The following is a 24,398-nucleotide window of genomic DNA, read 5'->3' on the forward strand; positions in this document are numbered from 1 at the left end:
CGCGGGGCTGTTCAACTACTGTTTGACACGGAATGCCAGTGCGGCGCTCATCAGTGTGAATAGCGCAATAATCCATGCCATGGTCCAGGGGGTGCCGTCACTCAATCTCGCCAGCAGTAAAGACGAGATGATGCCACTGCCATACTGTAATGAGCCAATCAGCGCCGATGCTGAACCGGCGATATTGGGGGCCGCATCCAGCGCGGCGGCCGTCGACGTTGCTGCAATGATCCCATTCATCGAAAACAACAGAAACACAGTGATGATAATGGCAATAACCCCCCCTACTTCCAGCTTAACCAACAGTGCCAATGCAACAGCAGCCAGTGCCGCCAACATCGTCGCGTACTTCAGCAACTGTTCTAACGCATGCCGTTGCACCAGCCGGCGGTTGACCGCACTCATCGCCATAACGCCGACAATATTTAACGCAAATAACCAGCCGTAATGCTGCGGATCGACATGATAATAGCGAATGTAAACAAATGGCGAACCGGTAATAAACGCATACGCACCCACGTAATAAAAGGTCAGACTCAGGGTGTAGCGCATAAATCGACCATTGGTTAATAGCACGCGGTAATGATGAAATGCGCCTGCCAGTGAGGCTTTTACACGTCTTTCTTCAGATAGTGTTTCAGGCAACCACAGCAAAGAGATAAACATCAGCACACCAATGACGACCAGTAACCAAAAAATAGAGTGCCAGGTGCTCAGTAGAATAATTTGCCCGCCAATCAATGGCCCTGCAATGGGGGCAATCGCCATAACCAGTACCAGGGTTGACAACATTTGTGCCGCACGAGTACGAGCAAAGAGATCACGAATCATGGCACGCGCCAGCATCGGTCCGGTACAGGCCCCCAGCGCCTGAAAGACCCGCCAGAAAACAATTTGCGTAATATCCGTAGACAGCGCGCACCCCGCTGAGCCGATGATAAACAGCACCATGCCGATGAACAACGGTTTACGTCTGCCCAGATGATCGCTGATCGGTCCCCAGATCAACTGCGCAATAGCAAACCCCACCAAAAAACCGGTAACAGTAAGCTCCACATTACCGTTTAAATCCCCTGCCATAGTCGGCATCGCCGGGAGGTAGATATCTGTTGAAAGTGAAGTAAAGGCCATCAAGCCGCTGAGGATAAGAATAAAAGAGAGACCGGTGTGGCTTGCAGTAGCAACCGGCGAGCGCTGTTTACATATACGCATAGCGTCCTGATATCTTAGGAAAAGTCAGGTGGCAGTATATACAGGGTGAATGGCCGTGATTAGATAGCGAAAGAAGCATAAGTTTATGAGTGTCGATCATGAATAACACCCTTTTCGCACCAAACATATGTGACAATCTTCGCATATTATCCTGCTAAAAATGAATTTAGCTCATAGGTTTATGCCAATTTAACCAACTAATGGTGTGAACAGATATTTGCTAATCTGCTGCCAATGCAAAAATGATGTTCAGGAGCGTTCCATGAATACAACAGTCTTAAATAACGGTGTTGAGATGCCTCTGCTCGGTTTTGGCGTATACCAAATGACCGACGCAAACGAGTGTGAGCAAGCCGTGCGGGATGCCATCGAAACAGGATATCGCCTGATCGATACCGCCGCCTCCTATCTGAATGAAACTCAGGTCGGCAATGCGCTGAAACAAAGCGGCGTACCCCGCGATGAACTCTTCATCACAACCAAGCTGTGGTTACAGGATACCAGCTACGCTGGCGCGAAAGCTCAGTTTGCACGTTCGTTGCAGCGTCTTCAGCTTGACTACCTTGACCTGTATTTAATCCACCAGCCCTATGGCGACGTACACGGTGCCTGGCGTGCTATGGAGGAACTCTACGAGGAAGGGAAAATTCGCGCGATTGGCGTCAGCAATTTTCACCCGGACCGTCTGGCAGATTTGATGGCCTTCAACCGCATCATCCCGGCGGTGAATCAGATAGAGGTGAATCCCTTCCACCAGCAACCGCATGCCGTAGCCTGGATGCAGAGCCGCAATATTCAACCACAGGCCTGGGCGCCGTTCGCCGAGGGACGCAATGACCTGTTTCAAAATCCGACACTGGCCGCGATTGGTGAGAAGTACGGGAAAAGCGTCGGTCAGGTGGTGCTGCGTTGGATTTATCAACGCGGAATTATTTCTCTGGCGAAAACCGTGCATAAAGCGCGTATGGCAGAGAATATTCAGATACTGGATTTTACCCTAACGGCTGAAGAAATGACGCAAATCGCCGCCATGGACGCCGGGATCAGTGCATTTTTCTCGCATCGCGATCCCGCTCGCGTGGAATGGTTAACCCAGCGTAAACTGGATGTGTAACAAAAAAACGGCCTCCGCAGAGGCCGTCTTACTTTTAAGCACGCATTACAACGCTTTTAGAATCGCATCCACGCTGGCTTTGGCATCGCCAAACAGCATATGGGTGTTTTCTTTAAAGAACAGCGGGTTCTGCACGCCTGCATAGCCGGTGTTCATTGAACGTTTGAACACGATAACATTCTGCGCTTTCCACACTTCCAGTACTGGCATTCCGGCAATCGGGCTGCGCGGATCGTCTTGCGCTGCCGGGTTTACCGTATCATTCGCGCCAATCACCAGCACGGTATCGGTGTCGGCGAAATCATCGTTGATCTCATCCATTTCCAACACGATGTCATACGGCACTTTGGCTTCCGCCAGCAGCACGTTCATATGACCAGGCAAGCGCCCTGCTACCGGGTGAATACCAAAGCGAACTTTGATACCACGGGCGCGCAGTTTCTCAGTAATTTCTGCCACCGGATACTGCGCCTGCGCCACCGCCATACCGTAGCCTGGGGTGATAATCACGGAATGCGAATTTTTCAGCATTTCAGCGGTATCTTCGGCATTAATCTCACGATGTTCACCGGCTTCTTCGGTATCACCGGTTGAGGAGCCGTCAGTGCCAAATCCCCCCGCAATAACGCTGATGAAAGAGCGGTTCATTGCCTTACACATAATGTAAGACAGGATCGCACCCGAGGAACCGACCAGCGCCCCCGTAACGATCAGCAGATCGTTGCTCAGCATAAAGCCTGCCGCTGCTGCCGCCCATCCTGAATAGGAGTTCAGCATAGAGACGACAACCGGCATATCGGCCCCACCGATGGATGCTACCAGGTGCCAGCCAAACGCCAGTGCGATAATAGTCATCACCAGCAGCGCCAGGACCTGCAGGCCCACGCTCTCGGTACGAACAAACACGACCAGCAGCAGGAAAGAGACCACCAGCGCCGCCAGGTTCAACTTATGGCGATTCGGCAGCATCAGCGGCTTCGATGAGATCTTGCCGCGCAGTTTACCAAACGCCACGACAGAACCGGTGAAGGTTACTGCACCGATAAAGATGCCGAGGAACACTTCTGTCAGGTGAATGTTCACCAGGATCGGTTCCAGACCGGTATCGTGATACAGATAGCTGTTGAAACCAACCAGTACGGCTGCCAGACCGACGAAGCTGTGCAGAATCGCCACCAGCTCCGGCATCTCGGTCATCTCGACTCTTTTCGCCAGACGAATACCAATTGCACCACCGATGATCATTGCGACCAGAATCCAGGCGACGTTACCGGTATCCGGGCCAAAAATCGTGGCAATCAGCGCAATCGCCATCCCGGCGATACCATAGTTGTTACCCTGTTGAGACGTTTCGTGTTTGGAAAGCCCCGCCAGACTAAAAATAAACAGGATTGCGGCAACAATGTATGCAGCTGTAACTAATCCTCCAGACATATGTTACCCCTTAGTTTTTCCGGAACATTTTCAGCATGCGCTGAGTCACGGTGAAGCCACCGAAAATATTAATGCTGGCAATAAGCACCGCGATAAAACTCAGGAAACTCACCCAGCCGCCCTGGCCAATTTGTAATAATGCCCCCACGACGATGATCCCGGAGATAGCGTTAGTCACGGACATCAGCGGGGTATGCAACGCATGCGAGACATTCCACACCACGTAGTAACCCACCACGCAGGAAAGTGCGAACACCGTAAAGTGTCCGAGGAACTCTTTTGGCGCGACATCGGCTAGCCAGCCAAACAGAATCACCACCAGCGCCATCAGGGCATATTTGCGCCATGGAGACGCAGGTTTTTTCTCTTCCTGCGGTGCAGGTGCAGCTTTAGGCGCCGCTTGTGGCTGAGCAGAAACCTGGATTGGTGGTGCAGGCCACGTAATTTCACCATCGCGAACCACTGTCACGCCGCGCACCACCACATCGTCAAAATCAACGGTGATGTTGCCGTCTTTCTCTTTGCACAACAGTTTGAGCAGGTTGACGAGGTTGGTGCCATACAATTGTGAAGACTGCGTCGGCAAACGACCCGGCAAATCGGTATAGCCGATAACCTTGACGCCGTTCTCGGTGGTGGTCACCTGATTGGCAACGGTATACTCGCAGTTACCTCCGTTTTGCGCGGCGAGATCGACAATGACACTGCCGGACTTCATCGAATCAACCATCTCTCGCGTGATCAGTTTCGGCGCGGGTTTCCCCGGGATCAGCGCGGTGGTAACGATGATGTCGACGTCTTTTGCCTGAGCGGCGAACAGCGCCATCTCCGCTTTAATAAACGCTTCGGACATCACTTTGGCGTAGCCATCGCCGCTGCCCGCTTCTTCTTTAAAGTCCAGTTCGAGGAACTCAGCGCCCATACTCTGAACTTGTTCTTTTACTTCCGGGCGTGTGTCAAAGGCGCGAACAATTGCCCCGAGGCTGTTTGCTGCACCGATTGCGGCCAATCCCGCCACTCCCGCACCGATCACCATCACCTTGGCAGGTGGAACTTTACCCGCCGCGGTAATTTGTCCGGTAAAGAACCGTCCGAACTCATGTGCAGCTTCAACAATTGCACGATACCCTGCAATGTTGGCCATCGAGCTTAAGGCATCCAGTGACTGCGCACGCGAAATACGTGGCACTGAATCCATGGCCATGACCGTCACATTTCTCTCAGCGAGTTTTTGCAGTAGCTCAGGGTTCTGCGCAGGCCAGAGAAAGCTCACCAGCGTTGTACCCGGATTAAGCAACGGAATCTCAAACGCTTCTGGCGCATTGACCTTCAGGATAATCTCTGACTGCCAGACCGCATTCCCGTCAACAATTTCTGCGCCTGCTTGCACAAACGCCTTATCGTCAAAACTAGCCAGTTGACCTGCGCCGCTTTCAACCGCGACGCTAAAACCCAGCTTCAGCAGCTGCTCAACCGTTTTCGGTGTGGCTGCAACACGGGTTTCATTGGTTAACCGTTCTTTTGGTATGCCAATTCGCATAATGTTCCCTTCCATCTGTATTTTTGATGATGGTTTATCAATGTTCGCAAGAGGCATGCGCACACTCCCGAGAGAGCTCAGTGTTACCTCAATAAAATAAAACAGTAACAAACTCTGTATAACCTACTGAAAATGACGCCTGTGATCTAGCGCCAAAAAACAGTATTTATTATGAAATTTGCAAAACAGGAATGAATTCACTCGCAAGCAGGGATAATGCCCTTTAAATAGCCCACAAAGGCTGATAATTCGCTCAAGCGAAGCGGCAAAACATGATTAAGCGCCACCGTAGAACAATTGATTAACATTAAATTAACTTATGAAATTCAACTGCTTTATCAGTTTTAGCCGCCAAACGCCGAATTTTTAGACATATCACTAAATGTTATCGATGTTGTTAGCATGGGTGGCACGATGAGTGAAAAATCACGCAGACACTGACACAATTTAAATGCAATAATCAGCCACGTTTCTAGTCAATAACAATACCAGTACCTGGTTTGCGCAAGGCGAAGGATTATTTTTATGAAGCTTAAGAACACTCTCCTGGCGTCCGCTCTTCTTTCTGCGACTGCTTTTTCTGTAAATGCAGCGACAGAATTGACGCCGGAGCAAGCAGCTGCCCTGAAACCCTATGACCGCATTGTGGTTACCGGTCGTTTTAATGCTATCGGTGATGCGGTAGACGCTGTATCCCGTCGTGCAGATAAAGACGGTGCAGCCTCCTTTTATGTTGTTGATACCTCAGATTTTGGCAGTGGCGGTAACTGGCGTGTTGTCGCCGATATCTATAAAGCCGACGCTGAAAAAGCAGAAGTCACCAAAAATCGCGTCATCAACGGCGTTATGGAATTACCGAAAGACCAGGCCGTTCTGATTGAACCTTTCGATACCGTTACGGTTCAGGGTTTCTACCGCAGCCAGCCTGAAGTCAATGATGCCATCACCAAAGTGGCGAAAGAAAAAGGGGCTTACTCTTTCTATATTGTACGCCAGGTTGATGCCAACCAGGGGGGTAACCAACGTATTACCGCATTCATCTACAAAGAAGATGCGAAAAAACGTGTTGTTCAAAGCCCTGATGCGATCCCGGCTGATTCTGATGCCGGACGTGCCGCGTTAGCAGCCGGTGGCGAAGCCGCGAAGAAAGTTGAAATTCCTGGTGTGGCAACAACCGCGTCTCCGAGTGCCGAAGTGGGTCGTTTCTTCGAAACGCAGTCAACTAAAGGCGGACGTTACACTGTCACCCTGCCTGACGGTACTAAAGTTGAAGAGCTGAACAAAGCTACCGCCGCGATGATGGTGCCATTCGACAGCATCAAGTTCACCGGTAACTATGGCAACATGACCGAAGTATCTTACCAGGTTGCTAAACGTGCAGCGAAAAAAGGGGCTAAGTACTACCACATCACCCGCCAGTGGTCGGAACGTGGTAACAACATGACCATCAGCGCCGACCTGTATAAGTAACAGACAATAGTAATAATAAAAGGCGGCTTTATGCCGCCTTTATCATTTTTAGTCACAAATCTGCCTATCCCCATTGCATGCGCTGTCTTCTCTCCGTAAAATCCCGCGCCTTAGTGGCTTTCACCATTTTTATGCGGTTTGCCAAAATAATTATTCTCTCACTCTCGTTTTTGTAACTGGATACAAATGGAAAAGAAATTGGGTCTGAGCGCACTGACAGCGCTGGTTTTAAGCTCAATGCTTGGCGCTGGTGTTTTCAGCCTGCCACAAAATATGGCTGCGGTAGCGAGCCCGGCAGCGTTATTGATTGGCTGGGCGATTACGGGGGCGGGGATCCTGCTGCTCGCGTTTGCCATGCTTATCCTGACACGTATCCGCCCGGAACTGGACGGTGGTATCTTTACCTACGCGCGTGAAGGTTTCGGAGAGCTGATCGGTTTCTGTTCCGCGTGGGGATATTGGCTGTGTGCCGTTATCGCTAACGTTTCCTATCTGGTTATCGTCTTTTCCGCACTTAGCTTCTTTACCGATACACCTGCGTTTCGTCTGTTTGGCGACGGAAATACCTGGCAGTCTATTGTTGGAGCATCGGTACTGCTGTGGATCGTGCATTTTCTGGTGTTACGTGGCGTACAGACAGCCGCCAGCATTAATCTGGTGGCGACGCTGGCGAAGCTACTGCCGCTTGGCCTGTTTATCGTTCTGGCATTCATGTTATTTAAGCTTGACACCTTTAGCCTCGATTTTACCGGTGTGAAACTGGGTGTTCCTGTTTGGGAGCAAGTCAAAAACACCATGCTTATCACCCTGTGGGTGTTTATCGGTGTGGAAGGCGCTGTCGTGGTTTCCGCACGGGCGAGGAACAAACGCGATGTCGGACGCGCAACGCTGCTGGCCGTACTTGCCGCGCTTGGCGTATACCTGTTGGTGACCCTGCTTTCTCTTGGCGTGGTCGCACGCCCGGAACTGGCTGAAATCCGCAACCCATCAATGGCTGGTCTGATGGTAAAAATGATGGGGCCGTGGGGCGAAATCATTATCGCCGCGGGTTTGATTGTCTCTGTCTGCGGCGCCTATTTGAGCTGGACGATTATGGCAGCGGAAGTCCCGTTTCTGGCATCCACGCACAAAGCATTCCCGCGTATTTTTGCCCGTCAGAATGCGCAAGGTGCACCATCTGCATCACTGTGGCTGACGAACATCTGCGTACAGGTCTGTCTGGTGCTGATCTGGCTCACAGGTTCTGACTACAATACGCTGCTGACTATTGCCTCAGAGATGATTCTGGTGCCCTATTTCCTCGTCGGCGCATTTTTACTGAAAATAGCGACCCGTCCAATTCATCAGGCTGTGGGTGTCGGTGCATGCATTTATGGCTTATGGTTACTGTACGCGTCAGGTCCGATGCACCTGCTGTTGTCCGTGGTGCTGTATGCTCCGGGGTTGCTGGTTTTCCTTTATGCCCGCAAAACTCACGCGCATGACAACGTATTAAAACGCCAGGAAATGGCTTTGATCGGCCTGCTTCTTGTAGCAGCTGTTCCAGCGACCTGGATGCTGATGGGTTAAATTTTTGACCCATCGTTTGCGACTCATGGAGATCTCGATGGGTAAAAAGCCCGCTTTGCCAATACTTATCACCGGAGGAGGCCGTCGCATCGGTCTCGCCATCGCGTGGCATTTTCTGAATCAAAAGCAGCCGGTGATCGTCAGCTACCGGACACACTACCCGGCGATTGATGGCCTGCAAGAGGCGGGTGCACTGTGTATTCAGGCTGACTTCGCGACCGACGAAGGTGTCCTCGCTTTTGCCAATGAAGTGAAAGCCCGTACAGAAGGTTTACGCGCTATTGTGCATAATGCCAGCGCCTGGGTTGCCGAAAAACCGGGGCTGCCGCTTTCTGACGTGCTGTCCAGTATGATGCAGATCCACGTGAATACCCCTTACCTGCTTAATCACGCGCTGGAAGGACTGCTGCGAGGACATGGGCATGCGGCCAGCGATATTATCCATTTTACTGATTACGTCGTAGAACGCGGCAGCGACAAGCATATTGCGTATGCTGCCAGTAAAGCTGCTCTGGATAATATGACCCGCTCATTCGCCCGCAAACTGGCCCCGGAAGTGAAAGTTAATGCAATCGCCCCCTCGCTAATCCTGTTTAACGAAGGTGACGATGCAGAATATCGCCAGCAGGCGCTGAATAAATCGTTGATGAAAACAGCGCCCGGTGAAAAAGAAGTCATTGATTTAATAGACTACCTGTTTACCAGTTGTTTTGTCACCGGCCGCAGCTTTGCCGTTGACGGTGGTCGCCACCTGCGCTAGTGCAGTTTTATCCAACAAAAGATCAGCAACCACGCGCTCAGGCTCCAGCAAACTACCGAGCCAATGAGCGCGACGGGTAAACGCATAAAACCGGTGAAGTACCACAGTGAAATGAGGTAGACAAAATAGGGAATAATCGACCACATGCTGAATACAATGGTTGTACGTAATGCCTCTATTCCACGCTCACTGGCCACAATATAGTGAGCTATCAGCGCAAAGGTCGGGAACAGTGGAATTAATCCCGCAATATAGTAATTCTTTGTTTTAGCCAGTAAACCAATCAGCACCACTACCAGCGCACCCAGCGCCGCTTTTACTACGAGTCCCATCGTTTTGCCTTAACACATCAATAACATCAGTCCCTAGCATAACGGAAGCGTTCTCGTTTAGAAAAGATTAATGGAAGGAAAAACGATGGCGGTGTATGTTGGCGTTTTATATTCAAAATGAATGATATGAACACCATCGTATTTGTTGAAGATGATCCCGAAGTAGGTTCGCTGATTGCGGCCTATCTGGCCCGGCATGATATTGAGGTTATCGTTGAACCTCGTGGTGATTTGGCCGAAGAGAAAATCCTGCAAGTGCAACCCGACCTGGTGTTGTTAGATATTATGCTTCCAGGTAAAGACGGTATGACTATTTGCCGTGATTTGCGTGGGCGCTGGCAAGGTCCAATTGTCCTGCTGACTTCGCTGGACAGTGACATGAACCATATTCTGGCCCTCGAAATGGGTGCCTGCGACTACATCCTGAAAACCACACCACCGGCAGTACTGCTGGCTCGCCTGCGCCTGCATTTACGCCAAAACGAACATTCAGCCCAGGCTAAAGGGATTCAGACTGCCACCATCACCCCACACACCACACTGCGTTTTGGCGCACTGACCATTGACCCAACGAATCGGTCTGTGCTGCTCGGCGGTGTACAAGTCGCCCTCTCTACGGCGGATTTTGAGTTACTTTGGGAACTGGCAACCCATGCCGGGCAGATTATGGATCGCGATGCCTTGCTGAAAAACCTGCGCGGCGTAAGTTACGACGGTATGGACCGCAGTGTCGATGTTGCGATCTCACGGTTGCGCAAAAAACTGCTTGATAACGCGACTGAACCCTATCGAATCAAAACGGTACGCAACAAAGGTTATCTGTTCGCTCCGCATGCCTGGGACGACGAGTCTCGTCAGTAATTTAACCGGGCTGGCTCCCCAACCAACCGTGTTAATCCGTTACATTGTCACAAAAGCTGTTTGCAGAATAAGCATAAGGATGCCGCTTGAATCAGTTCCACACTTTTTGTGTGGCTGTGAACGGCCTCCCTCCCTATAATCCCCCCGGTCCTGAAACCATGGGGGTTTTGGGGATAGTTCAGAAAACAACTCTTTCCGGCATTTCAGGTGCTGAATGAGGCAAGAGGCTACAATATGTTCGTTACTCTCGCGTATATCGCGATTTTTTTGGTTTGTTCATGGGCAATTTTCAGAATTCATCAAAAAAGCCATTCCCTTTCTAAAAGCGTCTTTATAGCCATTTTCTTGGGCGCTGTCATTGGCATGTCCCTACATCTGATTGCCGCCGACAAGAGTAAAATAGTCATCGACTGGTATAACATTATTGGCAATGGCTATGTGAACTTGCTGAAATTGGTTGCCGTTCCGCTGATTTTTATCTCGATTCTCTCCGCCATCAATAAACTCGAAAACAACGCAGGTATTGGTAAAATGTCGCTAACCATCGTTGGCTGCATGCTGTGTCTGGTGATGATTGCTGGGTTTATTGGGCTACTCACAGCGCATGTGTTAGGTCTCGATGCCAGTGCATTTAGTCATATGCAATCAACGCTGACAGCGGATGATGTGAGCAAAACCACGGCAATTTCCCTGCCTAAACTGATTACATCGTTAATCCCCACCAATGTTTTTCTCGATTTAACTGGAGCAAGAAGCGTCTCTGTTATTGGTATCGTGATCTTCACTCTTCTGGCCGGTATTGCATTATTAAAAGTTAAACAAGACGCGCCAGAAGACGGGAAGAAATTAAGCGTGGGAATTAACGCCATCCAGATTTGGGTGATGAAAATGGTGCGTATCGTTATTGCTCTCACACCCTACGGCGTGATGGCATTAATGGCCGGTGTCTTCTCCGCATATCGGTTGGAACAGTTCGCTAGCCTGTTAGGTTTTATTGCTGCCTGTTATATCGCGATCTTAATGATGTTTATCGTGCATGCGCTGATACTGGTATTCAGCGGCAATAATCCCATTAACTATTTTAAAACCGTCTGGCCAGTATTAACCTTTGCATTTGTGTCACGCAGCAGCGCTGCATCTATCCCGCTGGCTATTTCAGCACAGGAAAAAATGGGGGTACAAAGTACCATAGCCAACATCGCAGCTTCATTTGGCTCCAGCATGGGACAAAATGGTTGCGCCGGGATCTATCCTGCCATCATGGTGGCAATGATTGCGCCGACAATGGGCATTGACCCGCTTTCAATGCACTTTCTCCTCGCCATGTTACCTGCAATTGCGCTGGGGTCTATCGGTGTTGCCGGCGTTGGTGGAGGCGGCACATTTGCCGCGTTGATTGTTCTTTCAACCCTTAATTTCCCGGTGGCGCTGGTGGGGATTTTTATCGCCATTGAACCGATTGTCGATATGGCGCGAACGGCATTAAATGTGAACGGCTCTATGATGTCTGGCGTGGTGGCCAACCGGATGTTGAACAAGCGCATAGTGGGTTCACAATGTGCAAATTCAAATGAGTTAGTAGACCACTAATAAGATCAAAGCCTTCCTTATCACGGAAGGCTTTTTTATGTTAACCGAACGTCAGACCGTCATATTTTTTCCAGCGGTAGTTCAACGCGGAAATAATCCAACAGGCAATAAAGACACCAATAATGGCAAACCCGACGTTGCCCATGTGGTCACTTAAGTTACTGACCGTGTCCCACAACCCGCCCTGTAACGAAAATGCATCAGACAGCAGGCTCAATCCCTCCAGTCCGCCAATAAACAGCGCCACAATCACTGAGGTTCCGGTAATGGTCATATTGTAATACAGCTTACGTTGTGGCTTATTGAATGCCCAACCGTAGGCCTCAACCATCAGAATACTGTCGAGACAATCAATCAGCGCCATACCGCAGGTAAACAGCGCAGGGAATACTAAAATGGACCAGACAGACATCCCGTTGGAGGCGCTTGAAGCCGATATGCCCAATAACGAGATTTCAGTCGCGGTGTCAAAGCCCAGGCCAAATAAGAAACCAACAAAATACATGTGCCAGTCTTTCCCAACCAACCTGAAGGCTGAGCGGAATAGCCAACTCAGCGGACCTGAAACCGTGACATCTTCCGTGGAAAGATCATAAATACCGGTACGTTTCAGATGGCGGAACGCCTTCCAGACCTGACAGAAAATGATGAGGTTAATGGTAGCCAGAATCAGCAGAAATGCGGCAGAAACGGAGGTTCCGATAATTCCACCAATATTCTGAAACCATTCCATATGCTGCTTAAACACGCTGGTGGTCAGAGCAATACCAATGCTTGCCAGCACGACGATGGTAGAGTGTCCCAGAGAAAACCATGCCCCCGTCGTCAGTGCACGTTTGTTTTGCTGCATGAGTTTTCGCGTCGCACTATCTATGGCAGCAATATGATCGGCATCGACTGCATGACGCAAACCATAGCACCACGCGATCAGGCTCAGCGCCAGAAGTGACGTATTATGACTAAACGCGGCGAATGCCCAAAGCCAGGCGACGATGTTTGCTCCGATGAGAAAAACCACCAGCAATATGAGGTTTGGCCGTTTTTTTATTAATGAAAACCACAAAGTCATTATTTCCGGCCCACTCGTTTTGTAATAAACAACACAACATCACCGCCGTTCACTGATAGATTAATAAAACGTTTACCAGCCTAATGATAACGTTTAAGAATTACCAGCCCCGTGTCTTAGATCAACATTGCCTGCTCTCTTCGTCCAGTTCAGCAATCGCTAACTCCGCGACACGCAAGGTTATCGCCGCATTTTCCCCATCCTCCAGAAACCATGCAGAAGATAAACCGCACCATGCAGCTATCCACATCAGCAGTCGCTGTCGTTCAATCCCGGCTATCTCAGAGACAAGTTGCACGCGTTGCTTAAAAATATTTGGGTCTGTCGCGATAGCAACACGGGGATCGGCAAGGTCAGGATTCGTGAATATATTGGCATAATCAAACCCTCGCTCACCCAGTAGCCCCTTGGGATCAATTGCCAGCCATCCTCCCGGACCAAAATCGAGGACATTGCCGTGGTGTAAGTCACCATGCAATACGACGTCATCCTGAGGAGAAGAGAACAATTCGTTTGCGATCTCTGCGCAGCGCCTCATGACTCCACCATAAATTTTCGCCGCAGGGGCAAGATTGCGAAACCAGTGCCGCAGCGGCGTTAATACCGGTGTAGACACATTTGCAGGCCGATGGAGCTGTCGGGCGGTATTGCAAAGAATGCGGCATGCCAGCCCATCCTCCCCCGTTCTGGACATCGCGGATAACGAATCCGCTCCTGTGGCGCGTACCAGCAAGGTCGCGCCATTATCATGAGCCATCACTTGCGCCGCACCGCTGCCATTCCACCACACCATAAGCTCACCACCAGTACGCTCATTTTCATCATCAGTAAGCTTAAGCATGGCTTTCCGGCCCTCTTTAATTGTGGCAACAGGTAATAGCGTTGATGTTCGCGTCATAACCGGATTGCCGTCAGGAATAAGCGCCCATTGGCGAAGCCAGGTTTGAAACATGCATTTTTCCAATGTATTCCCTCATGCTAGCCAGGAGGCTGCGCTCTTTTGCTGAATCGATTCTTGTAGTAATATAGCGCACACAGGGGATGGCATTCCCCCTTGAACCGCCATGTGGCTAATGATGCCTGCTTTATATTCCCGGACCGGGAAGAAGCAGGTGTACGTATTTTTAGCCATGCTGCGCTGTGTGTCCGGGATGATAATTCATCAGAGGATGCGTCAATGCGCTCAAATCACTTTCTGCTCAATAATTCAATAACTGCACTCGGGCAATGGCTTGCCCTTGCGTTGCTCATCGCTGTACTAACCGGTACAGCTTCCGCATTGTTCCTGTTTTCTCTTGACTGGGCCACCACGACCCGAGTCAACCACCATTGGCTTATCTGGTTACTTCCTGTCGCCGGTTTCATTGTAGGATGGATTTATCTGTTGTACGGAAGCGCCGTTGAAGGTGGCAATAACCTCGTTCTTGATGAAATCCACCATCCTCACAGCGTCATCCGCCTACGCATGGCGCCGCTGGTATTTATCAGCACCGTGATTTCTCATCTGTTTGGTGCCTCCGTCGGGCGTGAAGGAACAGCAGTACAAATGGGTGCATCCATCGCCGATCAGTTTACGCGTCTTTTTAGACTGACACCTGACTCCCGACGTCTTGTTCTGATGGCGGGCATCAGCGCGGGGTTTTCATCCGTATTTGGCACCCCGCTGGCAGGTGCAATCTTTGGCCTAGAGGTGCTGGCGATTGGCCGCATGAATTACAATGCGCTTATTCCCTGTATTTTCGCGGCTATCGTCGCCGATCAGACAGGTTTGTTGTGGGGTGTAAAGCATACACATTACGCCATCTCTCAGGTCCCTGATTTCTCCGCATGGACACTGATTGCCGTTATTATCGCCGGTTGCTGCTTTGGTTTTACCGCGCGGATCTTCGCTAACCTCACGCATGCTATCGGTAGCATTATGCAGCGAACCTTTCGTTACGCACCGCTCAGGCCGTTCATTGGGGGACTTGTCGTGGCCGTCGCGGTGTATTTTTTAGCTGCAGATCGCTATATCGGCCTCGGCATTCCGGTGATCGTGGATGCTTTCCAGCAACAGCTGGCCCCCTGGGATTTTCTGGGCAAACTGGTATTTACCGCGGTCTCACTGGGCACAGGTTTTAAAGGAGGGGAAGTCACCCCGCTTTTTTATATTGGGGCCACTCTGGGCAATGCACTTGCACCATTACTGCATTTACCCGTCAGTTTCCTTGCGGGTATGGGGTTTGTCGCTGTCTTTGCCGGGGCCGCAAATACGCCTGTCGCTTCAACACTGATGGCCATTGAGTTATTTGGATCAGAAACTGGAATTTATGCCGCACTGGCCTGCGCGGTTGCCTGGCTGATATCTGGCTATACCGGTATTTATCGTTCTCAGCGTGTTGCCTGCCCGAAACACGGTTTTGTCCCGGAGAACATTAAACTGGCGGATATACCCGCTTTCCGCGCGGCAAATACCCACAAACAGGATTAAATCATTTGGATAGATAAAGAATTCTAAATACACCCGTTTATATAAATGGTTTAGCTGTTGAACCGGCGCAGGATATCGCTATTTTTTCGGCGGGTAGTGTTGTTGTATAAATCGAAAATTTCCCCAGGTGTAGGCTCAGGTAAGCTATTGAGTGACTGGTCTGCGTAGAGTTATCCCCATTGAATGACGCTCCTGTATAGTCGCCTGGTAGCTCATAAGAATGCAGAAATGGTTTATACCGTGTAATCTGCCAGGATAAGTGCGTTGATGGTGGTCGGATTGATATTCACCCCGTGCGTCAGTGGATACGGTGATACCGTCCACCTGCTCCGGGGCAACTGCACATTAGCTAACCTATTAAGTGTTCGGTGATTTGTATGAAAAAGCTGTTTGTGCAGTTTTATCTCTTGTTGTTTGTCTGTTTTCTGGTGATGACCCTGCTGGTTGGCCTGGTGTACAAATTCACCGCAGAACGTGCGGGCAGACAGTCGCTCGACGATTTGATGAAAAGCTCGTTGTATCTGATGCGCAGCGAATTACGCGAAATCCCACCGCGTGACTGGGGGAAAACCCTGAAAGAGATGGATTTAAACCTGTCTTTTGATCTTCGCGTAGAACCGTTGAATAAATACCATCTGGATGCTCCCACCATGCAGCGCTTACGGGAAGGTGATATCGTTGCGCTCGACGATCAGTACACCTTTATTCAACGAATTCCGCGAAGCCACTATGTACTGGCCGTCGGCCCGGTACCTTATCTCTATTTCCTGCACCAGATGCGCTTGCTGGACGTCGCGCTGATGGCCTTCATTGCTATTTCATTGGCCTTCCCTGTGCTGATCTGGATGCGCCCACACTGGCAAGAGATGCTCAGACTGGAGGCCGCTGCGCAGCGTTTTGGTGAAGGGCATCTTAATGAGCGGTTACACTTTGACAGTGGCTCAAGCTTTGAGCGTCTGGGCGTGGCATTTAACCAAATGGCAGACAATATCAATGCCCTGATTGCCAGTAAAAAACAGCTGATTGACGGTATTGCCCATGAGCTTCGCACACCGCTGGTGCGATTGCGTTACCGCCTGGAGATGAGCGATAACCTCACCGATCAGGAATCGCAGGCGCTAAACCGCGATATTGGTCAACTGGAAGCGTTAATTGAAGAATTGCTCACCTATGCTCGTCTGGACCGGCCGCAAAATGAGCTAAAACTCAGTGTTCCGGACCTGCCCGTGTGGCTAACAACCCATCTGGAAGATGTACAAAGCGTCAACCCCGATCATGCGGTACGCCTGCGCCATCTTCAGATCGGCGACTATGGCGCACTGGATATGCGTTTGATGGAGCGTGTGCTGGATAATTTGTTAAACAACGCTCTGCGTTACTGCCAGTCTACTGTTCAAGCCAGCCTGCAACTCAATGGGAGTCAGGCAACGCTGACCGTCGAAGATGATGGACCCGGCATCGCACCCGCTGCGCGCGAGCAAATTTTTGAACCGTTTGTACGTCTGGACCCCAGCCGTGACCGGGCGACAGGTGGCTGCGGACTTGGCCTCGCCATCGTCCACTCTATCGCTCTGGCTATGGGCGGTACGGTGGTTTGTGATGAAAGTGAACTGGGTGGTGCCCGCTTCTCCTTCAGTTGGCCTGTCTGGCATAACATACCTGAATTTTCAGCTGCCTGACCTGCACTGCTCGGTGGTCAGGCTGAGTATCTTATGTTATAAAAAAGTATGTTGTAACTAAAATGGTAAACCTATGGCTCGCTACGATCTCGTCGAACGCTTAAACGGAACCTTTCGCCAGATGGAACAAGAACTGGCACACCTCACCGGGCAATTGCAACAGCAGACACTACTGATTGCTCGCGTGTTCTCTTTGCCGGAAGTGGTGAAAGAGGCAGAACACGCGCCACTGGAAACCATCGACGTTAAACAGCACCTGGGTAAAGAGGCGGAAACCCTGGCACTGCGCCACTATCGCCACCTGTTTATTCAACAGCAGTCCGAGAATCGCAGTAGCAAAGCGGCTGTCCGCCTGCCGGGGGTACTCTGCTATCAGGTGGATACCGGCACACAAGTCGTGCTGGAAGAGCAAATACAACGTATTAATCAGCTTAAAACTACCTTTGAGCGTATTGTCACCGTAGATTCTGGTCTGCCATCGGCCGCGCGTTTTGAATGGGTGCACCGCCACTTACCGGGGCTGATTACGTTGAACGCCTATCGTACGCTAACGGTCGTCAGAGAACCGGCTACCCTGCGATTTGGCTGGGCTAACAAGCACATTATTAAGAACCTGACGCGTGATGAAGTACTGCAACAACTGGAAAAGAGCCTGGCATCACCCCGCAGTGTGCATCCGTGGACCCGCGAAGAGTGGCAGGCCAGGCTTGAGCGCGAATACCAGGACATCGCTGCCCTGCCACAACAGGCAAAATTGAAGATCAAACGCCCGGTCAAAGTACAACCCATCGCCCGTGTCTGGTACAAAGGGCAACAAAAACAGGTGCAATATGCCTGCCCGACGCCATTAATTGCACTAATAAATAACGAAAACAGCATGACGGTACCGGATATCGGAGGATTACTGAACTACGATGCTGACAATGTTCAGCACCGTTTTAAACCTCAGGCGCAACCGTTAAGACTGATTATCCCACGGCTGCACCTGTATGTAGCAGATTAACGATCCGGGCGCAGGCTACCGACCATCAGTTCTGGGCGGACCCAACTGTCGAATTCGGCCTCGGTTAAATATCCCAACGCCAGGGCTGACGCTTTTAAGGTCAGTCCTTCTTTATGCGCTTTTTTAGCAATCTCAGCCGCTTTATCGTAGCCAATATGGGTGTTTAGCGCGGTTACCAGCATCAGTGACTCGTTGAGCAACTGATCAATGCGTTCACGATTGGGCTCGATCCCTGTCGCACAGTGCTCATTGAAGCTTTCCATACCATCAGCCAACAGGCGAACCGATTGCAGGAAGTTGTGGATAACCATCGGGCGATAGACGTTCAGTTCAAAATTCCCTGACGCCCCGCCGATATTAACGGCAACATCGTTACCCATGACCTGACAGCACAGCATAGTCAGGGCTTCACATTGTGTCGGGTTGACCTTACCCGGCATGATGGAACTGCCCGGTTCATTTTCAGGAATAGAAATTTCGCCAATGCCGCAGCGCGGACCGGATGCCAGCCAGCGTACATCATTGGCGATTTTCATCAGCGATGCTGCCAGGCCTTTGAGCGCACCGTGGGCATGTACCAGTGCATCACAGCTGGCTAGGGCTTCGAATTTATTCGGGGCGGTGGCAAAAGGTGCAGAGGTCAACATAGCCAGTTCATCCGCAACCCGCTCGGCATATTCCGGGTGGGTGTTCAGCCCGGTCCCTACCGCCGTACCGCCCAACGCCAGTTCAGCAACGTGCGGCAGACTATACTCGATATGCTTCAGGTTATGTTCCAGCATTGCCACCCAGCCTGAGATCTCCTGGCCCAGCGTCAGGGGCGTCGCATCCTGTAAGTGGGTTCTGCCGATTTTGACAATGTCGGCGAAGGCATGCGATTTTTCACGTAACGTGGTGGTCAACACATTCAACTGAGGGATCAGATGCTCACGCAAAGACAACAGCGCGGCAACATGCATTGCCGTGGGAAAAACATCATTTGAACTTTGGCTTTTGTTGACGTCATCGTTCGGATGTATTTTTCGCTCCATCCCCCGCGCGCCGCCCAACAATTCGCTGGCCCGGTTTGCCAGCACCTCATTCATATTCATATTGCTTTGTGTACCGGAGCCGGTCTGCCAGATAGCCAGCGGAAACTCATCACGATGTTTGTCTGCCAGCACCTCGTCTGCAGCCTGCATGATGGCAGCAGCTTTCTCCGCAGCCAGCAACCCCAAATCCTGGTTAACCTTCGCAGCGGCCCGCTTAGTCAGCGCCAGCGCGTGGATCAGCGAGACCGGCATTTTCTCTGTTGAAATGCGAAAATGCTCCAGCGATCGTTGAGTTTGCGCGCCCCAGAGTTTATCGGCCGGAACATCGATCGCACCCATTGAATCATTCTCGCGGCGTACCGTTACCATTACCTGCTCCTTATATTAACGATTGATTAGGTTATGTTTCGACATTGCCCACTTGCATTGGTCTTATGAGTATTAACGAGGAAAAAACTGTCGTTTGGTGGTTCGTGCGGTAAAAAAAACCGCCCCGTAGGGCGGTTGACGTTACTTAACGCAGCGTGCGCACTGCGACGTCTGAATTTGCTGGAAGAAATCGTTGCCTTTGTCATCCACCAGGATAAACGCCGGGAAATCTTCCACTTCAATTTTCCAGATGGCTTCCATCCCCAGCTCGGGATATTCCACGCACTCCAGACTCTTGATGCTGCCCTGGGCCAGCACCGCCGCTGGACCACCAATGCTACCTAAGTAGAAACCACCATGCTTATGGCAAGCATCAGTAACCTGCTGGCTGCGGTTTCCTTTTGCCAGCATGATCATACTCCCGCCCGCGGCCTGAAGCTGATCAACATAGGAATCCATGCGACCGGCGGTGGTTGGGCCAAGCGAGCCAGATGCATAACCTTCCGGTGTTTTTGCCGGTCCGGCGTAATAGATTGGGTGATCTTTAACATACTGCGGCAAACTTTCGCCGTTATCCAGACGTTCTTTTAGTTTCGCATGCGCTATGTCACGTCCAACGATAATCGTACCATTCAGCGACAAGCGGGTAGAAACCGGATATTGCGACAACTGTGCCAGGATATCTTTCATCGGACGGTTCAGGTCGACACGCACGGCCTCGCCTTCGCCAGCCTGACGCAGTTCTTCCGGGATATATTTGCCAGGATTGTGCTCGAGCTTCTCAATCCAGATCCCTTCACGGTTGATCCTGGCTTTAATATTACGATCCGCTGAACAGGAAACGCCCATGCCAACCGGGCACGACGCGCCGTGACGCGGCAAGCGGATCACACGGATATCGTGTGCGAAGTATTTCCCGCCAAACTGAGCGCCTAAACCAAGGTTCTGCGCTTCAATCAGCAGTTCTTTTTCCAGTTCAACATCGCGGAATGCCTGACCATGCTCGTTACCTTCGGTCGGCAGTTCATCGTAGTATTTCGCCGACGCCAGTTTCACCGTTTTCAGCGTGGCTTCTGCGGACGTTCCGCCAATCACAAACGCAATGTGGTACGGCGGGCAAGCTGCGGTTCCCAGCGTACGCATCTTCTCCACCAGGTAATTTTTTAATTTGCCTGGTGTAAGCAGCGCTTTGGTTTCCTGGTACAGATAGGTTTTGTTCGCCGAACCACCGCCCTTGGCAATACACAGGAATTTGTATTCATCGCCATCGACGGTATACAAGTCAATCTGTGCGGGCAGATTGGTACCGGTGTTCACCTCTTTGTACATATCCAGCGCGGCGTTCTGTGAATAGCGCAGGTTATCTTCGATGTAGGTGTTATAAACCCCACGCGCCAGCGCCGCTTCGTCACCGCCGCCGGTCCAGACATGCTGTCCTTTTTTACCCACGATAATCGCTGTGCCGGTGTCCTGACATGTCGGCAGAATGCCCTTTGCCGCGATATCAGAGTTACGCAGGAATTGCAGGGCGACATATTTATCGTTTTCGCTGGCATCCGGATCACGCAGAATGTCTGCAACCTGCTGCTGATGCGCAGGACGCAACATAAACGATGCGTCATGAAACGCCTGGCGAGCCAACAAAGTTAAAGCCTCAGGCGCAACTTTGACAATCTCCTGACCTTCAAATTCGGCAATAGAAACATGGTCGCTGGTCAGCAGATAGTATTCGGTATCATCCTTTTTGAGGGGAAAAGGATGCTGATAATGAAAGGGTTTGTTTGACATTGTGCTCTCACTTACTGCTCGGTCTGGTTATTCTCTGGGCAGATGTTCCATTGCCCTGCTTCCCTGCCGCAGATCGGGTTGTAGAAGGTATGGCTTTCTGCAACCGGAATTACTCAGGGTATTAAAAGCGAGTCACCATATCCTACACAATTTTTTAACAAAAACTGAGACTAGTACGACTTTTTGCACGTGCAGGTTACTTCGTCCGGGGTTTCTTGGTTTAATAGCCAGAGATTTTTCAACATTGAAACAGGGCATTGATAATGCAAAAACTCATCAACTCAGTGCAACACTACGCCTGGGGAAGTAAAACTGCGTTAACGGAACTTTATGGCATTGCCAACCCCACCCAGCAGCCAATGGCCGAGCTGTGGATGGGTGCTCATCCGAAAAGCAGCTCTCAGGTTCAAGGGCCCGATGGCCACCCCGTTGCTCTGCGCGATGTTATCGAGCACGATAAATCCGCACTGTTAGGCGATGCCGTAGCAAAACGCTTTGGCGAACTGCCCTTCCTGTTTAAAGTGCTCTGCGCCGCTCAACCACTTTCTATTCAGGTCCATCCGAACAAACACAACTCTGAGATAGGATTCGCCAAAGAAAACGCAGCCGGGATCCCAATGGATGCCGCTGAGCGTAACTACAAAGATCCGAACCACAAGCCAGAGCTGGTTTTTGCCCTGACGCCATTCCTGGCGATGAATGCGTTTCGCGAGTTCTCTGACATCGTTGCGTTGTTACAACCGGTTGCTGGCGCGCATCCTGCCATTGCTCACTTTTTGCAGGAACCCGGTGCCGAGCGCCTGAGCTACCTTTTCGCCAGCCTGTTAAATATGCAGGACCAGGAAAAAACGCATGCACTGGCAATACTGAAATCAGCCCTCAACAGCCAGCAAGGCGAACCGTGGCAGACTATTCGCCTTATCGCTGATGTCTACCCGAACGACAGCGGTCTTTTCTCCCCACTGCTGCTGAATGTGGTGAAGCTAAATCCTGGCGAAGCGATGTTCCTGTTCGCCGAAACGCCGCACGCCTATCTGCAAGGTGTGGCACTTGAGGTCATGGCGAACTCTGATAACGTGCTGCGTGCAGGGCTGACACCGAAATATATTGATATTCCAGAGTTGGTGGCCAACGTTAAATTTGTCGCAAAACCGGCGAACCAACTGTTGACCACTCCGGTCAAAACCGGTGATGAACTCGACTTCCCGATCCCGGTTGATGATTTCGCCTTCTCTCTGCACGAACTTTCTGCCGGGGAAGCCGTAATTAGCCAGCACAGCGCGGCGATTTTGTTCTGCATAGAAGGTGAAGCGCTACTGAGCAAAGGCGATCAACGGCTGGTACTAAAACCGGGTGAATCCGCATTTATTAGTGCGAATGAATCGCCAATAAGTGTCAGCGGTGTCGGCCGTTTAGCGCGTGTTTACAACAAGCTCTAGCAAGATACTGATATTTTTAACAACTCTTGCTAAGCTAGTAGAGAGTTAAAAACATGTCACTCCTCCAGGCGTCTTCAAACGCCTGGTTTTATTTTATGGATATCGAAATGAAAAAATCGCTGGTAGCTGCGGGTGTGGTGGTTGCGCTGGGTCTCGTCTGGACGGGCGGCGCATGGTACACCGGAAAGAAACTGGAAACGCATCTCGCTGAGATGGTGACGCAGGCAAATGATCAGATCAAACGCTACTCACCTGAGGCGGGAATTGAACTGAGTTATCAAAACTACCAGCGCGGCGTGTTCAGTAGCCAACTGCAACTGGTAGTGAAACCTATCGCCGGGCAGGAAAACGCATGGCTGAAAGCAGGCCAAACGATCGTTCTGGATGAAACGGTGGATCACGGACCTTTCCCGTTAACCCAGCTTAAGTCATTGAACCTTATTCCTGCTATGGCTTCGGTGAGAACAATACTGGTGAATAATGATGTCACTAAGCCCTTGTTTGATATAGCTAAAGGCGAGTCTCCTTTCGTCATCAACTCCCGAATTAGCTATAGTGGTGACACCCGTTCAGATCTCTCCCTCAAACCGTTGAACTACGAAAAAAGCGACGAAAAAGTGACCTTTAGCGGTGGGGAATTCCAGTTCACTGCAGATAAAGACGGTAACGCGGTTTCCCTGACGGGCGCTGCGCAAAACGGTCAGGTTAATGCAGTCAACGAATACGACCAGAAGGTGCAAATTACCTTTAATAACCTGACAACCGAAGGGTCCAGCAGCGTCGCCAGTTTTGGTGAACGCATCGGCGACCAGAAGCTGTCTCTCGATAAACTGTCAATATCGGTCGAAGGCAAAGAACTGGCCGTGCTGGAAGGCATGGGAATTGATGGTAAATCCGATCTGATTAACGATGGAAAAACCGTGAACAGTCAGCTGGATTACACCCTGAACAGCCTTAAATTACAGGGTCAGGATTTGGGTAGCGGTAAGCTGACGCTGAAAGTGGGTCAGATTGACGGTGAAGCCCTGCATCAGTTCAGCCAGCAGTACAGTGCCCAAACCAAGGCGTTGATGTCACAGATTGATGTCGTCCAAAACCCAGAGCTGTATCAGCAGAAAGTCACGGAAGCGTTCTTTAATGCGCTGCCCATTCTGATGAAGGGTGAACCCGTCATCACCATTGCGCCGTTAAGCTGGAAAAATGCGAAAGGCGAAACAACGTTTAACCTGTCACTGCTGCTCAAAGATCCAACCGCGACCAAAGAAGAACCACAAACGCTGGCTCAGGAAGTGGATCGCTCCGTCAAATCACTGGACGCGAAGCTGACTATTCCTGTGGATATGGCGACTGAGTTCATGACACAGATAGCCAAAATTGAAGGCTATCAGCAGGAGCAAGCCGCGGGTCTGGCTAAACAGCAGGTCAATGGTCTGGCTGCGATGGGGCAGATGTTCCGCATTACCACGATGCAGGACAACACCATCGCCTCCAGCCTGCAGTACACCAATGGCCAGGTAACGCTCAACGGGCAGAAGATGCCGCTGGATGAGTTTGTTGGTATGTTCGGCATGCCGACCCTTGGCGAACCGGATGCGCCGGCAGTTCCACAACAGTAATTCTTCTCTGAACCAAGCCCGATAATACCGCTTATCGGGCTTTTGATCGTCG

Annotated in this window: 19 protein-coding genes and 1 riboswitch; of the genes, 11 read left to right on the plus strand and 8 right to left on the minus strand. The window is 50.8% G+C overall.

From position 1 onward, the window contains the following. Positions 1–15 precede the first annotated feature (15 nt). Positions 16–1,212 (minus strand): multidrug effflux MFS transporter, encoded by a 1,197-nt coding sequence (locus tag ACLJXE_RS07630; protein ID WP_410750541.1) that lies wholly within the window; start codon positions 1,210–1,212, stop codon positions 16–18. Between the two features lie 262 nt (positions 1,213–1,474). Between ACLJXE_RS07630 and ACLJXE_RS07635 the strand changes: the two genes are divergently transcribed. Beyond that, positions 1,475–2,326: an aldo/keto reductase gene (locus tag ACLJXE_RS07635; protein ID WP_410750542.1), complete on the plus strand. Its 852-nt coding sequence runs from the start codon at positions 1,475–1,477 to the stop codon at positions 2,324–2,326. Positions 2,327–2,371: 45 nt separating this feature from the next. On the opposite strand, the gene pntB is transcribed toward ACLJXE_RS07635, so the two are convergent. Together pntB and pntA are read right to left on the minus strand one after the other, a co-directional pair. Beyond that, positions 2,372–3,760: a Re/Si-specific NAD(P)(+) transhydrogenase subunit beta gene (gene pntB, locus ACLJXE_RS07640; RefSeq protein ID WP_286630329.1), complete on the minus strand. Its 1,389-nt coding sequence runs from the start codon at positions 3,758–3,760 to the stop codon at positions 2,372–2,374. A gap of 10 nt (positions 3,761–3,770) precedes the next feature. Next, positions 3,771–5,300 (minus strand): Re/Si-specific NAD(P)(+) transhydrogenase subunit alpha, encoded by a 1,530-nt coding sequence (pntA, locus tag ACLJXE_RS07645; protein ID WP_286630330.1) that lies wholly within the window; start codon positions 5,298–5,300, stop codon positions 3,771–3,773. A gap of 525 nt (positions 5,301–5,825) precedes the next feature. Here pntA and ydgH point away from each other — a divergent pair. The 3 genes from ydgH (at position 5,826) to folM (ending at position 9,099) form a co-directional block, all read left to right on the plus strand. Beyond that, positions 5,826–6,770, plus strand: coding sequence for a DUF1471 family protein YdgH (gene ydgH / locus ACLJXE_RS07650; protein WP_005121175.1), 945 nt, complete (start codon positions 5,826–5,828; stop codon positions 6,768–6,770). A 186-nt stretch (positions 6,771–6,956) separates the two neighbouring features. After that, positions 6,957–8,339 (plus strand): amino acid permease, encoded by a 1,383-nt coding sequence (locus tag ACLJXE_RS07655; protein WP_286630331.1) that lies wholly within the window; start codon positions 6,957–6,959, stop codon positions 8,337–8,339. A 37-nt stretch (positions 8,340–8,376) separates the two neighbouring features. Further along, positions 8,377–9,099, plus strand: coding sequence for a dihydromonapterin reductase (gene folM / locus ACLJXE_RS07660; RefSeq protein ID WP_410750543.1), 723 nt, complete (start codon positions 8,377–8,379; stop codon positions 9,097–9,099). Here the strand turns inward: folM and ACLJXE_RS07665 are convergent. Next, positions 9,096–9,431: a GlpM family protein gene (locus tag ACLJXE_RS07665; protein WP_005121178.1), complete on the minus strand. Its 336-nt coding sequence runs from the start codon at positions 9,429–9,431 to the stop codon at positions 9,096–9,098. The two genes, folM and ACLJXE_RS07665, sit on opposite strands and share 4 nt — an antisense overlap. A gap of 126 nt (positions 9,432–9,557) precedes the next feature. Between ACLJXE_RS07665 and rstA the strand changes: the two genes are divergently transcribed. Both rstA and ACLJXE_RS07675 read left to right on the plus strand, forming a co-directional pair. Then, on the plus strand, positions 9,558–10,292 hold the full coding sequence (gene rstA / locus ACLJXE_RS07670; RefSeq protein ID WP_410750544.1) for a two-component system response regulator RstA: 735 nt from the start codon (positions 9,558–9,560) through the stop codon (positions 10,290–10,292). 234 nt (positions 10,293–10,526) lie between these two features. Next, positions 10,527–11,882: a cation:dicarboxylate symporter family transporter gene (locus ACLJXE_RS07675; RefSeq protein ID WP_410750720.1), complete on the plus strand. Its 1,356-nt coding sequence runs from the start codon at positions 10,527–10,529 to the stop codon at positions 11,880–11,882. Positions 11,883–11,922: 40 nt separating this feature from the next. On the opposite strand, the gene ACLJXE_RS07680 is transcribed toward ACLJXE_RS07675, so the two are convergent. Both ACLJXE_RS07680 and ACLJXE_RS07685 read right to left on the minus strand, forming a co-directional pair. Next, a complete protein-coding gene (locus ACLJXE_RS07680; protein ID WP_410750545.1) occupies positions 11,923–12,951 on the minus strand; it encodes a HoxN/HupN/NixA family nickel/cobalt transporter in 1,029 nt (342 codons plus the stop codon). 121 nt (positions 12,952–13,072) lie between these two features. Next, positions 13,073–13,903, minus strand: a complete 831-nt coding sequence (locus ACLJXE_RS07685; protein ID WP_410750546.1) for an aminoglycoside phosphotransferase family protein — start codon at positions 13,901–13,903, stop codon at positions 13,073–13,075. Positions 13,904–13,979: 76 nt separating this feature from the next. Next, positions 13,980–14,041: riboswitch (Fluoride riboswitch) on the plus strand. 87 nt (positions 14,042–14,128) lie between these two features. Between ACLJXE_RS07685 and ACLJXE_RS07690 the strand changes: the two genes are divergently transcribed. The 3 genes from ACLJXE_RS07690 (at position 14,129) to tus (ending at position 18,103) form a co-directional block, all read left to right on the plus strand. After that, a complete protein-coding gene (locus ACLJXE_RS07690; protein WP_410750721.1) occupies positions 14,129–15,421 on the plus strand; it encodes a voltage-gated chloride channel family protein in 1,293 nt (430 codons plus the stop codon). A gap of 377 nt (positions 15,422–15,798) precedes the next feature. Then, the gene (gene rstB / locus ACLJXE_RS07695; RefSeq protein WP_410750547.1) at positions 15,799–17,100 is read left to right on the plus strand and encodes a two-component system sensor histidine kinase RstB; all 1,302 of its coding nucleotides are present in this window, start codon (positions 15,799–15,801) and stop codon (positions 17,098–17,100) included. A 73-nt stretch (positions 17,101–17,173) separates the two neighbouring features. After that, on the plus strand, positions 17,174–18,103 hold the full coding sequence (gene tus, locus ACLJXE_RS07700; protein WP_410750548.1) for a DNA replication terminus site-binding protein: 930 nt from the start codon (positions 17,174–17,176) through the stop codon (positions 18,101–18,103). Here the strand turns inward: tus and fumC are convergent. Beyond that, positions 18,100–19,503 (minus strand): class II fumarate hydratase, encoded by a 1,404-nt coding sequence (gene fumC / locus ACLJXE_RS07705; protein WP_410750549.1) that lies wholly within the window; start codon positions 19,501–19,503, stop codon positions 18,100–18,102. The genes tus and fumC overlap by 4 nt on opposite strands. A 141-nt stretch (positions 19,504–19,644) precedes the next feature. Continuing rightward, a complete protein-coding gene (gene fumB / locus ACLJXE_RS07710) occupies positions 19,645–21,291 on the minus strand; it encodes a class I fumarate hydratase (RefSeq protein WP_410750550.1) in 1,647 nt (548 codons plus the stop codon). Between the two features lie 263 nt (positions 21,292–21,554). Between fumB and manA the strand changes: the two genes are divergently transcribed. Both manA and ACLJXE_RS07720 read left to right on the plus strand, forming a co-directional pair. After that, entirely contained in the window at positions 21,555–22,730 is a 1,176-nt protein-coding gene (gene manA / locus ACLJXE_RS07715; RefSeq protein ID WP_410750551.1) for a mannose-6-phosphate isomerase, read from the plus strand. Between the two features lie 107 nt (positions 22,731–22,837). Beyond that, positions 22,838–24,346 (plus strand): YdgA family protein, encoded by a 1,509-nt coding sequence (locus tag ACLJXE_RS07720; RefSeq protein ID WP_410750552.1) that lies wholly within the window; start codon positions 22,838–22,840, stop codon positions 24,344–24,346. Positions 24,347–24,398 lie beyond the last annotated feature (52 nt).

This window comes from Citrobacter sp. U14242 (genome assembly GCF_046555775.1).
Classification (GTDB): Bacteria; Pseudomonadota; Gammaproteobacteria; order Enterobacterales; family Enterobacteriaceae; genus Citrobacter.